Source organism: Paracoccus haeundaensis (genome assembly GCF_006239215.1).
GTDB lineage: Bacteria > Pseudomonadota > Alphaproteobacteria > Rhodobacterales > Rhodobacteraceae > Paracoccus > Paracoccus marcusii.
Genome location: NZ_VDDC01000020.1, coordinates 48,033 through 63,219, shown reverse-complemented (window position 1 = coordinate 63,219; position 15,187 = coordinate 48,033). Strand labels below are relative to the sequence as shown.

Genomic DNA, 15,187 nt, shown 5'->3' with positions numbered 1-15,187 from the left:
GGTCAGAAGCCCACGGGATGCAGGACCGTCCACAATGCCCCCCACAACGCCGTCACCGCGACCGCGATCATCGACAGGATCGTCACGAACCGCTTGTGCCAGACCATCGCGCGGGCCGCATCGCCCGCCGCCTGCGACACGGGGGCGCGCCCCTCCTGCGCGGCATGGACCAGCGGCACCAGACGCCGTGCCAGGCGCACGCGCATCCAGAACAGCACCCAGAACGGCAGCAGCAGCAGCGTCAGCGCCTGCGCCATCTCCAGCCAGAAGACGAACCCCAGCACCGCCAGCGAGGTCATCAGGAAGCTGGTGACGCCCAGAAAGGCCGCCCCCTCGCGCGGGCGCAGCTGCCAGCGGGGCAGGATCAGCGACAGCCAGTCCAGCAGCGTGATGACCGCCGGTCCCTGCGCATCGTCGCCCGCCAGCGACGCCCGGGCGCGGGCCAGGACCTCGGTCGGGATGCCCAGCACGCTGCGGCCAGCGACCGACCACATGCCGATCAGCACAAGCCAGAACCAGATCGTCGAAAAGGACCGGCTGCCCAGAAGCCCGATCAGGTTGTCGAATTGCGGCACGGGCAGTTCCTTGTCCTTGTCTGCGCGCGACCTTAGAACGGGTTTCAACCAAGGAAAAGCGGCACGGTTGCCCCACCCCAGACAGGAGGCCCCCATGGCCAGTCCCATCATCGCCCCCTTCCCCGCCGGCCGCCTGCGTCGGCTGCGCCGCAACGCCAACATCCGCGCGATGGTGTCGGAACGGAACCTGACCCCCGCCAACCTGATCTGGCCGATCTTCGTGACAGAGGTCGCCGGCGCCGAGGGCGAGATCGCCTCGATGCCCGGGGTGGAACGCCTGACCCTGGACGGCGCGCGCCGGGCGGCGGAACGGGCGGCGCGGCTGAACATCCCCGCGATCTGCATCTTTCCCCATTCCGACCAGGCCAGCCGCACCGACGACTGCGCCCGCGCATGGGATCCCGACAACATCGGCAACCTGGCCATCCGCGCGGTCAAGGAGGAAGTCCCCGACCTGGTCGTGATGACCGACATCGCGCTGGACCCCTATAACGCCAACGGCCATGACGGGCTGGTCCGGGACGGAGAGATCCTGAACGACGAGACCATCGAGGCGCTGGTGCGCATGGCGCTGGTCCAGGCCGATTGCGGCGCGGACATCCTGGGGCCAAGCGACATGATGGACGGGCGCATCGCCGCCCTGCGCTCCGCCCTGGAACGCCATGACCACAAGAACGTCGCGATCCTGTCCTATGCCGCGAAATTCGCCAGCGCGTTCTACGGGCCGTTCCGCGATGCGGTGGGTGCGTCGGGCCGGCTGGTGGGCGACAAGAAGACCTATCAGATCAACCCCGCCAACCGCGGAGAGGCGATCCGCTGCGTCGCGCGCGACCTGGCCGAGGGCGCGGACATGGTCATGGTGAAACCCGGCATGCCCTATCTGGACATCTGCCGGGCCGTGAAGGACGAATTCGGCGCGCCCACCTTCGCCTATCAGGTCAGCGGCGAATACGCGATGATCGAGGGGGCGATCCGCAACGGCTGGCTGTCGCGCGACGCGATGGTGGAAAGCCTGCTGGGCTTCCGCCGCGCGGGCTGCGACGGGGTGCTTAGCTACTTTGCGCCGACGGTGGCCGAAATGCTGGCATGACGCCGGTGGCTGGCGTATCTTGCGCGCCAACGGGCCGAGACGAGCCCCGCACCCCGACACGAGGCGACACATGACCCACCCGATCCACCTGTCCCGTCGCAACCTGCTGCTGACCGGGGGCGCGGCCCTGCTGGCCGCAGGCTGCAGCAACGCGGTCGGCAGCGACGCGGCCGCCCAGCTGGATGCGCGCGTCGACCAGACGCACCAGTATCTGGTGACCACCTATCCCGCATCCCAACCCCTGCTGCAGAACGCCCGCGGCGTGCTGTACATGCCCCTGATGACCGAAGCCGCGCTTGGCTTTGGCGGCGCCTATGGCCAGGGCGCGCTGCGGATCGGCGGGCAGACCGTCGACTATTACTCGGCCACCCGCGCGACCGTGGGGCTTCAGGCGGGTGCGCAGCAATACGCGCATGTGCTGATCTTCCAGGACGAACAGGCGCTGACCGCGTTCCGCGCGGCACCGGGCTGGACCGCAGGTGCCGGCGCCTATTACGCGCTGCCGTCGGGCGGCATGGCGGTGGGGGCCGACACGTTCAGCGCCCAGTTCCCGGTCGTGGCGATGATCTTCGGCCAGTCGGGTCTGATCGCCGGCGCGGCGATCGAGGGGACGAAATACACCCGCGTCATCCCCTCGGCCCTGCCCAACGTCCAGTTCGGCAATCTGGGCCTGCCGCCGATGGGCGTGCAGGGCTAGGATCGCGACAACAGAGCCCCGCGGTCATCGGCCAGACCGATGACCATCGCGGCCTCGAACCCGCCCTCGACCTGCGTGACCTCGGCATAGGCGCCCTGCCCCGCGCGGCGCGCGATGCCGTCCTGATCGTTGAAGATCCGCCCCCGCGTGCTGTCGCGGGCGTAATCGGGCAGCTGGTCGAACACCGCACGGCTGAAGCGGTCGGGAAAGAAGATCTGACCGGTCAGCAGGTCGCGTTCCCCCACCAGCACCTTGAAATGCACATGCGCCGTGCGACCCTGATACCATCCGGGCCAAATGGTGCGGAACGCCGCCCGCCCGGCCTGGTTGGTCACCTGCGCGCCGCGCAGGAAGGTCTCTCCGCTCAGGTCGCCCTGCTGCTGGCCGGGATAGCCGCTGTAGTTGCCCTGCGCGTCGCAATGCCAGACATCCACCCGCGCGCCCTGGATGGGCCGGCAGGCCGCATCCACCACCTGCAACCGCAGCGCCAGCGGATAGCCCGCGCGCCCGTCGCGGATGTCGCCGCGCATCAGGCGCGGATCGAAGTAGAACGGCCCCTGCGTCGTCGCCGGGGTCACCTGGCAGACGTTTGCGGCGATCAGCCGGGCGGCACGGGCATCCTGGGCCAGCGCCTGCCCCACCGCCCCGATGCCCAGCACGGACGGCGCGGCGATGGCCAGGCTTCGCAACAGCTGACGGCGGTCGATCATCGGGCATCTCCTGTGGTCGGGATGCCATGATGCCCGGCGGGGCGCGCGGGCAAAGTCACATTGCCGTCAGGCGCCCTCGGTCGAGGTCAGGTGCCGCAGGCCGTGCGTCACGTCGGCCCGCACCGCCAGGCGCAGCGCGGGCTCGTCACCGGCGCGCAGCGCGGCCAGGATCATGCGGTGATGGCGCGGCGGTTCGTTGCGCCGCACACGACCGTAAAGCGCGCGCATCGTCGGTCCCAGCTGCAGCCAGATCGTCTCCAGCATGGCCAGCATCGCGGGGGCCTGCGCCCGCAGATACAGCATGCGGTGAAAATCCAGGTTGCAGCGGATATAACCCACGGCATCGTGGCGCTCGACGGCATCCGCGATCCGTCCGTTCATCACCGCCAGACGGTCGATCAGCGCGAAATGCGCCCGCGGCAGGGCGCGGGCCGCCAGCTCGGGCTCGATCAGCGCGCGCAGGGCGGCCAGTTCCTCGATCCGGTCGTCGGACAGGGCCGGTGTGGCCACGCGTCCCGATCCCGACAGGGTCAGCGCGCCTTCGGCGACCAGGCGGCGCACGGCCTCGCGCGCGGGGGTCATCGACAGGTTGTGATCGCGCGCGATGCCGCGCAGCGTCAGCGCCTTGCCCGGCGGCAGTTCCCCCAGCATGATCTGGCTGCGCAGGCTGCGATACAGGCGTTCATGGGCGGTGGGGTCGGTCGGGCTCATGGCCATGATGTGATCACAAATCCGGGCTGCGTCAATCGCGGAACCGCCACAGCATCAGATCGCCCCCCTGCGCGCGCAGCCACGCCCGATGCGGGGCATGACCGGGCATCAGCGCCTCGACCTGGGCCCAGAACCTGGCCGAATGATCCATATGCGCCAGATGCGCGACCTCGTGCGCCGCGACATAGTCCAGCACGACCGGCGGCGCCATCGCCAAGCGCCACGAGAACATCAGCCGCCCGTCATGGGTGCAGCTGCCCCACCGGGACCGCGTGTCGCGCAGGGCGATGGCGGCATAGGGCCGCCCCAGTGCCTCCGCAAATCGGTCGCAGGCCACCCGCAGGCGCAGCATCGCCAGATGCTTCAGCCAGGCGGCCGCAACGGCGCCCGCCGGGCGTCCTTCGGGGATCAGCAGGCGGTCGTCCTGAACCTGGGCGCGCCGCACCGGCGCCGGTGTCAAGATCAGCGCCCGCCCCTCGACCGGCAGGGCCGCGCCGGGCACCGCCGCCTGTCGCAGGGGCAGCCGGCCCACCGCCGCGCGCAGCCAGTCCCGGCGCGACCGCGCGAAATCCTGTCCCTCGGCCAGGGGTACCCCCACGGGCAGGGTCAGCACCGCGCCCGACCCGTCGCGGGGCACGCGCAGGGTCATCCGCCGTGCGCGCGGCGACCGCCGCAGACGCACCGCCAGCCCCTCTTCGATGATGATCTGCTGATCGCCGCTTGCCATGCCCGCCTTGGCCTGCCAGATAAAGCCTTTGACACCCCTTGGCCTCTGTGGCAGGGGATCACCCGATTTCCCCTAATCGCGGCTGAAGGAGAATACCATGCCCAAAGAGGAATGGGGCACCAAACGCCTGTGCCCGCATTGCGCCACCCGCTTTTACGACCTGAAGGCAGATCCGATGACCTGCCCGGCCTGCGGGAACACGTTCACGGTGACCAGCCTGACCGACGGTCGTGGCAAGACGCTTGTGACCGAGAAGACGGCCGCGGCGAACGATGACGACGAACTGGTCGACGACGAAGAGGATATCGCCGACGACGCGGGCGAGATCGACGACGACCTGCTGGAAGAGGACGACGACGACGGCGACGTGTCGCTGGACGACATCGCCGATGTCGCGGGCGACGAAGAGGAATAAGACCCAAGGCCGCGCCCGAAATGGCGCGGCCTTCTTCGTTGCGGCGCATCGATGCGGAGCGCCGCGCAGGCCTGCCGGGGGAATTTCCGGAAACTGCACGGCACCGCCGATTTTCCGCTTGCACCCCGCCGCGCCCCCTCCTATAGACCCCACACGCGGCGGCGCAGACGCGCTTCGCGGACCTCACGGTGGGGCCATAGCTCAGTTGGTAGAGCGCTTGAATGGCATTCAAGAGGTCAGGGGTTCGATTCCCCTTGGCTCCACCATTAGACTTTCCTTGACATTTCAGACAGCTGAGCCGACCCGCAAGGCCGGCCTGTCTAGACGTCGATCTTGAAGCCTGGCAGCCAGCGGTGCAGCATCGTCCCCGGCAAGTGAACGGCCGGTCGCGACAGCGTCGTACGCAACAGGCCGCGGCGGGCCGGATGGGCATTCCCCTCGACCCGCATGTTCTGGCGCTGCATCGCATAGCGTACGCCGGTAACCGGCCCGTCGATGGTCAGGTGCAGATCATGGCCGTCAAGGGCCAGCGCGGTGATCATGCCGCCGCCGGTGACCTCGACGCCCAGAAACGCGTCGATGCCCCGGCCGCCATAGGGCGAGGCCTGATGGGCCGCCAGGGCTTCGTCCGGGCGCAGGGCAAAGCTCAACGTGATCCGGTCTCCCTGACGCCGTGCGGTCGGGCGCGGGATCGTCCAGCCGCGCCCTGTCATGGTTTCTCGCAGGGCCCATGCCGCCAGCTCTCCCATGATGCGGGAATGGTGCAGGTCCGGGTGCACGCGGTCGGACAGGGCCGAGGGATAGATCGGCCCCACCATCACGGCATCGTCGCGCCCGGCCACGAAGGCCAGCTGATCAGCGGCGGCATGGTTCGTGTCGCTGCCGTGATGCGACTGGTCCGACCCCGCGGTCTGCATCAACAGGATCATCTTGCGCGCGGCGGGGTAAAGATCGTCCAGCCGGGCCCGGATGCGGTTCCAGTGCGCCTGCAAGGCGTTCAGATACACACCCGGCGCGGCTTGGCGGTCGGCTTCTCCCTGGATCCAGAAATAGACGACCGTCTCTGGCGCGCTCCCCTCCCGCAAATACGCAAGGTGCGTGCCGTTGATGATCATGTCCATGTTTTGACGGACCAGCCCGTCGGACTGATCCAAAACGGCGATGGTCTGCCCGGAGACTGGGCTGCCTGAAACAGCAATCGGTGCGTACCTGCAATGACCGGCATACTCGCTGTTCAGGCCGGACAGCGCTTGAGCCATCGAAAGCGCCGGTGGCATCGGCCCTGCTATGCTAACGCGTGCGAAGACGGCTTCAGAAACATCGACAGGCCCAACACGCATTTGTAGCCCTTGGAGATCGACTAAACGTCTTTCAGATCCGGTGTAGAGCCCACTGAGCATCTTTACATCAGGGCGGCCCAAGTCGGCCAGTTCCAGCTTGTCGTTCGCAGGCACATCCGGCCCTAACGCCAGCGACTGGCCATTAAAATGGATAAGCATTGGCGATCCGGGCACCAGTTTTTCGGCTGATGCCCACCATGACGACATCCACGTTCGTAAGTCAGCGTACCCGCCCCTCTCAAAAAGATGCATTCGCAACGCGTGCAGTCTTATGGGAGCTTTATTGCCGATTTGAATCTGACGGATTTGTAGCTGATCAATGGGATCGTGGGACCTGCTCTCTTCGATCATTCCGTCACTGTGATAGGTGATCAGATGACCGTCCGCAGTCATTAGGAAGGTCACCGTTTGCCGATTTTGCAATCGACTGACGAAATCCATCCGCGCGGCACCAGCCCGTACAATCCACCGCGTCCCCATATCCCGAAACGAAAGGTTTCGCCCATTAGCATCGATCAAGGACAATATGGTCGCATGAGGAGATGGCGCGTCCTGAGAAAAGCTGAACTCTAGCAGCACGGCGGTGGCATTGAGATATCCCGTCGCAGGCAGGACGCATCGCAGGCTGGTACCCTGGACAATATCGATCCCATCCGGCCCGGCGGACAGAACCGTGCCGGGCGGATGCGCCCTGAGCGAAAGGTCGCGCTGGCCCTGCAGCGTGACCGCGGCGACCTGACTGTCCGGGGTGTCAGGCAGCGTCAGGACCATGGGCGCAGGCACCGATGCGCCATCCGACCCCGGGGTCGAGCCGTCGGACACGTTGCTGCCGGTCATCGGGGCGGCGACATCCGACCGGACCTGCCCGATGCCGAGAGATCATGGCCCCTCATGCCGAGGCCTTGGCCGTTCTTCTGGCGTGGCGTTCCAGATTTTCGTCCAACGGGTTGAAGGCCTGTCCGTGCAGGTCGGCGATTCGCTGCAGATCCGCGTCGCGCTGGCTGTCGGTCAGTGCCGGCCATGGCGTGTCGCCGCTAATCATGCCGCGATCGCGCAGCATCCGCCAGGTCCGCGGAAAGTCCATTTCGCCAAACGACCCACGTCCGGGGCGCAGCGCGCCGCCCTGAACCCAGTCGCGTTCCAAGGTGTTGATCTCGAACGCGGTCATGCCAGTGAAGGTCTGCAGCTGGCGCACGAAGCCGGGTGCAAAGTCCATGCTGCGCCGGGTCAGGATCGCCACCCGCTGCGCGGCATTGCCGACATAGGCCATCATGTGCAGCGGAGAGCAGTCGACCGTGATGATGTCCCGCGCGGCCTTGTAGTGCGCGATCTGGACCGCCGCAGGGTGCTTTTGCGGATGGAACATCTGATAGCCTTCCTGGGCCAGATATTCTTCCAGCAGGCTTTCGGCGATCAGGCCGCCACGCTGCGCGGGCAGCAGGCTGCGCGAGACATAGATCCGTTCGGGCCCCGCCGGGTCGATCCCCGCGCCGGCATGCGCGCCGACAAAGTCGCGGAACTTGGCGCTGCCCACGGTCAGATCGCCCATGCCGACGCCTTGGCGCGGCACGTGCAGACGCTCGACCCGGGTGGGCGTGGTGATGCAGCGGACCGGCACATCCAGTCCCAACGAATCCATCAGCGGCCGCAGGGCCTTGAGCATCGGTTCCAGGTTGGCCGAGCTTTGCTTGGGCGTGAACAGCACGCCGTCGATCTGGCCCCGCAGCGCGTCCAGCGCCCATGCACGGGCAAAGCTTTCGGTGATGAAATGGCCGAAATGGCCGTACAGCGTCCCCCCGAACATCCAGCAGCCGGACAGGGTTTCGACCGTGTCGGGCATGGCGGGGGCGGCATTCACGGGCTCTCGGCTGTTCGACCAGCTGATCGAGTTTTCGACCATCCGCCCGTCGGGTGTCAGAACGCCCGACGCCTGCTGGCGGCCCCGCCCGTCAACGGGCGGTGGCACCAGGATCGCGTCCTGAACAAGAACCAGATCGTCGGGGGCTTCGAGGTCGAACATCGTCAAACGCTCCGATGGCTGCAAATCTTCGGGATGAAATGGTACATGATGCTTCAACTCAAGAGAGAACGGTACAGGACCGGAACGATCCGGTCCAGCCGCTACACGCCCCGGCCACGCTCAAATGCAGCAAATGCCGTTCGGACGGACGGGATGACCGCGGCAATCCACCCCGGCGGCATTCCCGTCCGGCACGCCGCGGTGTCGTGGCCCTATCGGGCGGTGGCGCGGCTGAACACGTCGTTCGGATAGGTCTGATCGGCGATCCGGAACGCCGTGGTGCCGACCCTGTCGAATCCGTTCCCTTGATAGAAGGCGATCGCCGGGGCGTTCTCGGCATTCGTCGTCAGCCAGACCGAACCGGCGCCCTTGCCCGCCGCATGATCCAACCCCTGGTGGAGAAGCGCCCGACCCAGACCGCGGCCTTGGTGCCGCGGCTGGACATAGAGGGTGGATATCTCGGTCGTGGAGCAGCCAGCGACGGGCGCCGCCTTTCCGCTGCTGATGCGGATGAATGCGTCCGGCCCGTCGTCGTTCTGAGAGACGATGACATGTTCGTCCGGGTCGCAGATCACCGCGGCCAGCCTTGCGGGGGTGAACTGTGTCAGGGCGTAGGTGGCAAAAGCGTCGCTGACGCCGCGACGGATGTACGTGCCCAGCCAGACCTCGATCGAGATGGCGGCAAGCATCGGGGCATCGGAAGGTTCGGCAAGGCGAAATCTCATGCCATCGCCTTTGATCGGGACGTTGCGTGCGGGCCCACCGGCAACCAGTTCATACGCCGCAAATCCGGCAGGATACCGGTGCCGCAGATGGCCGCGTTCCGATGGTTGGTCGGGTGCGATCAGTCATGGCCGCCGGCCTGGAACAGGGTTTCGGCGGACGCGTCCGGGGCGGAATCGCTGTCCATCGTATCCTCGGCGGACAGGATGTGGACCTGCATCATGCGTTCGGCCCAGTGCGGTCTGCGGGCGGCGATGGCGGCGGCGATCTCCAGGTGATGTCGGGCCGAACGGCGCCGCTGCTGGGGCGTGAAGCGGCGGAAGGTGCGCGTGACCAGCGCCACGTCGACCGTCGCGCGGATCAGGTGCATCAGTCTTGGGGACTGCGTCGCCTCGGCGATCAGCGCGTGGAACCGGGCGTTCTCCTGGTCGATGCCGGCGATCAAGGCCTCGCTGTCCTCGGCGACCTGCGCCAGCGCCTGCATGCGGTGGGCGGAGGCGGTCAGCGACTCGATCTGGGCAGGCGTCGCGCGTTCGGCGGCCTTGGCGGCGGCATAGGATTCCAGCCGCAATCGCAGTTCGAAGATCTCGCGGACCTCGTCGGCGTCGGGGACCACGCACCACAGCCCCTGCCCCTTGCGACGCTCCAGCAGTCCCTCCAGCAGCAGGCGCTTGATCGCCTCGCGGATGGGCGTGCGCGAGATGCCCAGGTCCTCGGCCAGCCCGACCTCGGTCACCTTGTGGTCGGACGGCAGGCGTCGCTCCAGGATCGCCTGGCGTAGTTCGCGATAGGCCCGCCTGGACGCACTTTCCGCTGATTCCGGCTGCATCTCGAACCCTTCCGCCACGTGCTGCTGGGGCGCAGTTCATCATCTGGTCGGGGGCATTACAATCCCCGGCAATGAGTGCAGGAAAGCCGGCATGCTTCACTGGTACCGTAGAAAATCGATCTTCAGCCCAAAAATTGGATACAAATTTTAGGCCGCGCGGATTACACCCGTCATGAACGCATCAGGGAGGGATGGCAATGACAGGGAAAGCACCGTTCGGGCCGCTGCAGGGCCTGCGGGTCGTCGAAATGGGGCAGCTTTTGGCGGGACCGTTCGTCGGCAGCCGCTGCGCCGATTTCGGGGCCGAGGTCATCAAGGTCGAGGCGCCGGGCAGCGGCGATCCGATCCGCAGCTGGGGCCGCCTGCAGCACGAGGGCAAGACGCTGTGGTGGCCGATCATGGCACGCAACAAGAAATCCGTCTCGATCAACCTGCGTGCCGCCGAGGGGCAGGAGCTGGCGCGGTCGCTGATCGCGCAGGCCGATGTCCTGATCGAGAACTTCAAGCCCGGCACCCTGGAACGGTGGGGCATGAGCCCGGAGCAGCTGCACGCCCTGAACCCCGGGCTGGTGATCGTGCGGGTCTCGGGCTTTGGCCAGACCGGCCCCTATGCGGCGCGACCCGGCTTTGCGTCGGTGGGCGAGGCGATGTCGGGGCTGCGCTATATCAACGGTTATCCGGACATGCCACCGCCGCGCTATGGCATCTCGCTTGGCGACACGCTGACGGCGCTGTTCGCGTTCGAGGGGATGATGATGGCGCTGTATCACCGCGACCGGAACGGCGGGCGCGGCCAGGTCGTGGACGCGGCCATCACCGAAAGCTGCTTTGCGATGCTGGAAAGCACGGTCACGGAATATTCCAAGGCCGGAGAGGTCCGTCAGCCGTCCGGCACCGGGCTTGCCAAGATCGCGCCGTCGAACATCTATCCGGCCAGAGACGGCACCTATGTCGTAATCGCGGCCAATGTGGATGCGATGTTCCGCCGCCTGACGCAGGCGATGGGCCAGCCGCATCTGGCGGACGATCCGCGCTTCGTAACGCATATCGCGCGGGGCGAGAACGCGGGGCTGCTGGATTCGATGATCGCGACCTGGTCCGCATCGCTGGACGTGGCCGACCTGACCGCGCGGCTGGAACAGTTCGGCGTGGTCTTCGGCCCGATCAACTCGATCGCCGAGGTCGTCCAGGACCCGCATTTCCGCGAACGCGGCATGGTGCGTGACCATCACGACGACGATTTCGGCACGATCACCGTTCCCGGCGTCTTCCCGGTCCTGTCCGAGACGCCCGGCGACATCGCCTGGCTGGGCCCGCAGGAGGTGGGCGCGCACAACGCTGAGATCTATGCCCGGATCGGCCTTGGCGAGGAGACGATCGAGGATCTCAAGGTGCGGGGCGTGATATGAGCGTCACGATCTGCGAGGTCGGCCCGCGCGACGGGCTGCAGAACCTGCCGCGCCTGTTCTCGGTCCAGGAGCGGGCGCATCTGATCGCCGAACTGGCAGCCGCGGGGCTGCGCCAGATCGAGGCGGTCAGCATGGTGAACCCGGCCCGCGTCCCGCAGATGGCGGATGCCGAGGCGGTGCTGGAGGCGCTGCCGCCCCTGCCGGCGGTCCAGCTGTCGGCCCTGGTCCTGAACCGCAGGGGGGCCGAACGGGCGCTGGCGACCGGGGTGCGCGAACTGCGCTTTGCGGTCGTCGCGTCGGACACGTTCTGCCGGCGCAACCAGAACATGGGCAGCGACGACAGCCTCGCGGCCTTTGCCGCCGTGGCGCCGATGGTCGGCCAGGCCGGGCGGCAGCTGACCGGCGTGATCGCCACCGCCTATGGCTGCCCGTTCGAGGGAGAGATCGCGCCCGCGCGGATCGCGCAGATGGCAGAGGCGCTGCGCGCGGCGGGTGCCGACCGGATCGTGCTGGCCGACACGATCGGCGTCGCCGCCCCCCGCGACATCGCGCGGGTCCATGACGCCTGCCGCGACGCGCTGGACGGCCTTGCCTGGGGCGTGCACCTGCACAACACGCGCAACACCGGCTATGCCAACCTGATGACGGCGCTGGAACGCGGCGCCGGCATCATAGATGCGTCCATCGGGGGGCTTGGCGGCTGTCCCTTCGCGCCCCGCGCCACCGGCAACATCGCGACCGAGGACGTGCATTACCTGCTGCACCGCGAGGGGATCGACACCGGCCTGGATCACGACCGGCTGGCCCTGCTGGTGGAGTGGCTGGCCGAACGCGTGCCCGACAAGATCACCGGCCAGCTGGCCCGCGCAGGCTGGTTCGGCGCCTGACCTGCATCGGCGCCCGGCCGTCCGGCCGGGCGCCGATCACTACAGCCCCGGTATCGCCAGGACGATCTGAGGGAACAGCGCGATCAGAAACACCGACCCCAGCATGATCGCGACAAAGGGCAGCGCGCCCTTGGCCACCACCGACAACGGCGCGCGGTCCAGCGACTGGATCACGAACAGGTTCAGCCCGACCGGCGGGGTGATCAGCGCGACCTCGATCAGCAGCACGAAGAAGATGCCGAACCAGATCGGATCGATGCCAAGCGCGATCACCGTCGGCATCAGCACCGGCACCATGATCAGCAGCATCGACATGCTTTCCAGGAAGAAGCCGATGAAGATCAGCATGACCGCGATCAGCAGCAGCGCCAGCGTCGCCGTGTTGAAGTAGTCCTCGAACAGCCAAGCCAGTTGCGCGGGCAGCTGATAGAGGGTGATCGCCTGGCCGAAGATCTTGGCGCCGATGACGATCAGGAAGATGACCGTCGTCGTCTTGACCGTGTCGCGCACCGCGCCCAGGAACACCGCGCGGCTAAGCCGCCCGCCCGCCGCCAGGATCAGCAACGCGACGGATGCGCCGATGCCCGAGGCCTCGGTCGGGGTGAAGATCCCGCCATAGATGCCGCCCAGGATCGTGCCCGCCAGCAGAAGCGTCGGCAGGGCGCGCCGCGTCGCGGCCAGACGTTCGTGCCATGTCGCGCGCGGCATCGCCTGATGCGTGCCCTGAATCGCCGATGCGATGACGACATAGACGCCGAACAGCACGATCAGCAGGATGCCCGGGCCGACGCCGGCCAGAAACAGCTGGCCGATGCTTTGTTCAGTGATCGCGCCATAGATGATCAGCGGGACCGAGGGCGGGATGATGATCCCCAGCGTGCCGCCCGCGGCCATCAGGCCCAATGTCAGGCTGCGCGAATAGCCGCGCTTGACCATCTCGGGGATGGCGACGGTGCCGACGGTCGCGGCCGTGGTGATCGAGCTGCCCGAAATGGCCGAGAAGACCCCGCAGGACAGCAGCGCCGCGATGCCCAGACCGCCGGGCCAATGCCCCACCCAGCTCTGCATCGCGACGAACAGGTCGCGCCCGATCCCCCCGCGCAGCAGCAGGTTCGACATCAGCAGGAACAGCGGGATGGCCAGCAGCACGAAATCGTTGATGCCGCCGAACAGCGTGCTGGCGACCATCGACAGCGGCAACCCGTCGATGGCCAACAGCCCCGCACCCAGGATGCCCAGCGTGAAGGCCACCGGAATGCCGGTCATCAGCAGCGCCAGAAGCGCGCCGAAGATCAGGAACGGGGTCATCGTCCGGCCTCCCCAGGGGCGTTGTGCGACAGCTCCTGTTCGGCGCTGCTGGCAAAATCGGGGGCGGGACGGCCCGGCAGCCGGATCAGGTCCGCCAGCGCCTGCAAGGCCAGGATCGCAAAGCCAAGGACGATCGGCAGTTCGGCAATCCAGGTCGGCATCCGCAGCATCGAGGGCTGGCGCCGCCCGAAGGCGATCGAATCCAGCATCGACCCCGTGGCGACCCACAGAACAAAGATCGAGAACCCCAGGATCGCCACAAGGCTCAGCGCCTCGGCCGCCTTGCGGCCTGCGGGGGGTAGTTGCCCGATGACGGCGGTGATGCGGATCATGTGCCCGTCGCGCAGGCAATAGCCCATCGCCAGGAAGGTCAGCCAGATCATCACTGTGGTCGCGACGTCCGATGTCCAATGCGTGGGGGCGCGAAAGACATAGCGCGCCACCACCTCATAGGTCAGCAGCATCGTCATGGCGACGATGCCCACCTCGGACAGGCGCGCCGCGATCAGCGACAGCCCGTCCGCCAGGCGCAGCGCGCCACGGGATGCAGTCATGCCCCTGCCCTCAGCGCAGCGCGTCGAGCGCCGTCAGAAGCTGGTCTCCCGCCTCGCCCGCCTCCTGGCGGAACTGCTCGACCGCGGGGCGGGTGGCCTCCTGCCAGACGGCGATCTGCTCGGGCGTCAGTTCGGTGACGGTCGCATGGCCGTTCTCGGCCAGCCACTGCGCGGCCTCGACATTCTCGGCCTCGGTCTCGGCGCGCATCTTCTCCTCGGCGCGGATGGCGGCCTCGGTCATCCAGGCCTGCTCCTGTTCGGACATGCTGTCCCACAGGGCCGGGTTGATGACCGCGATGAATTCGGCCAGGCCGTGGCTGGTCATGGTGACATGATCCATCACCTCATAAAGCGCACGCGACTTGACCGCGGTGGTCCCGCTCATCCCGATATCGACTAGGCCGCGCTGATAGGCCACGAACTGCTCGGCGCCGCCGACGACCACCGCCGATCCGCCTACGGCCTCGATCAGATCGCCCGTGGGCTTGCCGGTCGCACGCACCATCTTGCCGCGCATGTCCTCCGGAGAGACGACCGGCGCGCCCTTGGACAGCATCTGCACCGGGCCGTAGTCCTGCCACCACAGCACCTTGGACCCGGCCTCCAGCAGCAGGTTGTCAAAGGTCGTGCGGAACGCGCCTTTGCGGTCGGCGGCGCGCGCCAGGATCTGATAGTTCGGGAACATGAACGCGACCGAGAAGATGCCGGCCGCCGGGACGGACCCTGCATATTCGTCGGCCAGCACGATGCCCATGTCGATCGCGCCGCTGGAGATCGCCTGCGGCACCTCCTGCCCCTTGAACAGCGACGCGCTGTCAAAGACGCGCACGGTCATCTCGCCGCCGGAAATCTCGTTCAGCTGTTCGGCGAAATAATGGGTGTTCGCGCCGACGGGGTGGTTGGCACCGACCTGGACGGTCATGCGCAAGGTCCGCTCGGCCGACGCATCCCCGGCCATCAGGCACATCGCGCCGCTCATGACGGCAGCCGCTATCGCGTGTTTCATCACTTCCTCCCTGATATTCCCGGCCCCTCGCCGTGATCCGGCCGCTCCTCCCCGAGCGCCGGCGCCTTCAGATAATGCATACAATATTTTTGCTGTAAAGCGGCGCAGACAATCTGGTAACGCCGTTAAACGTGCAGAAAGGGCATCGACGAATAATAGTATCGGCCGCCCAACTCGCCTTGCACA

16 protein-coding genes and 1 tRNA gene are annotated in these 15,187 nt (G+C 67.2%); 6 read left to right on the top strand and 11 right to left on the bottom strand.

Annotation, left to right across the window (positions count from 1 at the left end; genetic code table 11):
- Nucleotides 1–2: 2 nt before the first annotated feature.
- On the bottom strand, nt 3–575 hold the full coding sequence (locus FHD67_RS12130) for a hypothetical protein (protein WP_046001078.1): 573 nt from the start codon (nt 573–575) through the stop codon (nt 3–5).
- A 94-nt stretch (nt 576–669) separates the two neighbouring features.
- On the opposite strand from FHD67_RS12130, the gene hemB reads away from it, so the two are divergent.
- Nucleotides 670–1,665 (top strand): porphobilinogen synthase, encoded by a 996-nt coding sequence (gene hemB / locus FHD67_RS12125; RefSeq protein ID WP_139598826.1) that lies wholly within the window; start codon nt 670–672, stop codon nt 1,663–1,665.
- Between the two features lie 70 nt (nt 1,666–1,735).
- Complete coding sequence (locus FHD67_RS12120) at nt 1,736–2,362, top strand: lipid-binding SYLF domain-containing protein (RefSeq protein ID WP_045982966.1); 627 nt, start codon at nt 1,736–1,738, stop codon at nt 2,360–2,362.
- Here FHD67_RS12120 and FHD67_RS12115 read toward each other — a convergent pair.
- From FHD67_RS12115 to FHD67_RS12105, 3 genes are all read right to left on the bottom strand, one after another.
- Nucleotides 2,359–3,072 carry an intradiol ring-cleavage dioxygenase gene (locus FHD67_RS12115; protein WP_139598825.1) on the bottom strand — a complete coding sequence of 238 codons (714 nt, stop codon included), beginning with the start codon at nt 3,070–3,072 and terminating at the stop codon, nt 2,359–2,361. The genes FHD67_RS12120 and FHD67_RS12115 overlap by 4 nt on opposite strands.
- 66 nt (nt 3,073–3,138) lie before the next feature.
- On the bottom strand, nt 3,139–3,789 hold the full coding sequence (locus tag FHD67_RS12110; RefSeq protein WP_045982968.1) for a GntR family transcriptional regulator: 651 nt from the start codon (nt 3,787–3,789) through the stop codon (nt 3,139–3,141).
- Nucleotides 3,790–3,814: 25 nt separating this feature from the next.
- Entirely contained in the window at nt 3,815–4,510 is a 696-nt protein-coding gene (locus tag FHD67_RS12105) for a M48 family metallopeptidase (protein WP_139598824.1), read from the bottom strand.
- 97 nt (nt 4,511–4,607) lie between these two features.
- Here FHD67_RS12105 and FHD67_RS12100 point away from each other — a divergent pair, with 97 nt between their 5' ends.
- Entirely contained in the window at nt 4,608–4,925 is a 318-nt protein-coding gene (locus FHD67_RS12100; RefSeq protein WP_045982970.1) for an FYDLN acid domain-containing protein, read from the top strand.
- Nucleotides 4,926–5,115: 190 nt separating this feature from the next.
- Nucleotides 5,116–5,191 (top strand) — tRNA-Ala (locus tag FHD67_RS12095).
- 54 nt (nt 5,192–5,245) lie between these two features.
- On the opposite strand, the gene FHD67_RS12090 is transcribed toward FHD67_RS12095, so the two are convergent.
- The 4 genes from FHD67_RS12090 to FHD67_RS12075 form a co-directional block, all read right to left on the bottom strand.
- Entirely contained in the window at nt 5,246–7,102 is a 1,857-nt protein-coding gene (locus FHD67_RS12090) for a hypothetical protein (protein WP_139598823.1), read from the bottom strand.
- 52 nt (nt 7,103–7,154) lie between these two features.
- Nucleotides 7,155–8,285: a glycosyltransferase 61 family protein gene (locus tag FHD67_RS12085; RefSeq protein WP_139598822.1), complete on the bottom strand. Its 1,131-nt coding sequence runs from the start codon at nt 8,283–8,285 to the stop codon at nt 7,155–7,157.
- Between the two features lie 212 nt (nt 8,286–8,497).
- Complete coding sequence (locus tag FHD67_RS12080) at nt 8,498–9,010, bottom strand: GNAT family N-acetyltransferase (protein ID WP_139598821.1); 513 nt, start codon at nt 9,008–9,010, stop codon at nt 8,498–8,500.
- 119 nt (nt 9,011–9,129) lie between these two features.
- Complete coding sequence (locus FHD67_RS12075; protein ID WP_139598820.1) at nt 9,130–9,837, bottom strand: GntR family transcriptional regulator; 708 nt, start codon at nt 9,835–9,837, stop codon at nt 9,130–9,132.
- Nucleotides 9,838–10,034: 197 nt separating this feature from the next.
- Between FHD67_RS12075 and FHD67_RS12070 the strand changes: the two genes are divergently transcribed.
- Entirely contained in the window at nt 10,035–11,246 is a 1,212-nt protein-coding gene (locus tag FHD67_RS12070) for a CaiB/BaiF CoA transferase family protein (protein ID WP_139598819.1), read from the top strand.
- Entirely contained in the window at nt 11,243–12,133 is an 891-nt protein-coding gene (locus FHD67_RS12065; RefSeq protein WP_139598818.1) for a hydroxymethylglutaryl-CoA lyase, read from the top strand. The genes FHD67_RS12070 and FHD67_RS12065 overlap by 4 nt, the downstream gene beginning before the upstream one ends.
- A 39-nt stretch (nt 12,134–12,172) precedes the next feature.
- Here the strand turns inward: FHD67_RS12065 and FHD67_RS12060 are convergent, their stop codons facing one another.
- The 3 genes from FHD67_RS12060 to dctP are packed head-to-tail and all read right to left on the bottom strand — an operon-like array spanning nt 12,173 to nt 15,001.
- Nucleotides 12,173–13,441, bottom strand: a complete 1,269-nt coding sequence (locus FHD67_RS12060; protein ID WP_139598817.1) for a TRAP transporter large permease — start codon at nt 13,439–13,441, stop codon at nt 12,173–12,175.
- Nucleotides 13,438–13,995: a TRAP transporter small permease gene (locus tag FHD67_RS12055; protein ID WP_139598816.1), complete on the bottom strand. Its 558-nt coding sequence runs from the start codon at nt 13,993–13,995 to the stop codon at nt 13,438–13,440. The genes FHD67_RS12060 and FHD67_RS12055 overlap by 4 nt, the downstream gene beginning before the upstream one ends.
- A 10-nt stretch (nt 13,996–14,005) precedes the next feature.
- The gene (gene dctP / locus FHD67_RS12050) at nt 14,006–15,001 is read right to left on the bottom strand and encodes a TRAP transporter substrate-binding protein DctP (protein WP_139598815.1); all 996 of its coding nucleotides are present in this window, start codon (nt 14,999–15,001) and stop codon (nt 14,006–14,008) included.
- Nucleotides 15,002–15,187 lie beyond the last annotated feature (186 nt).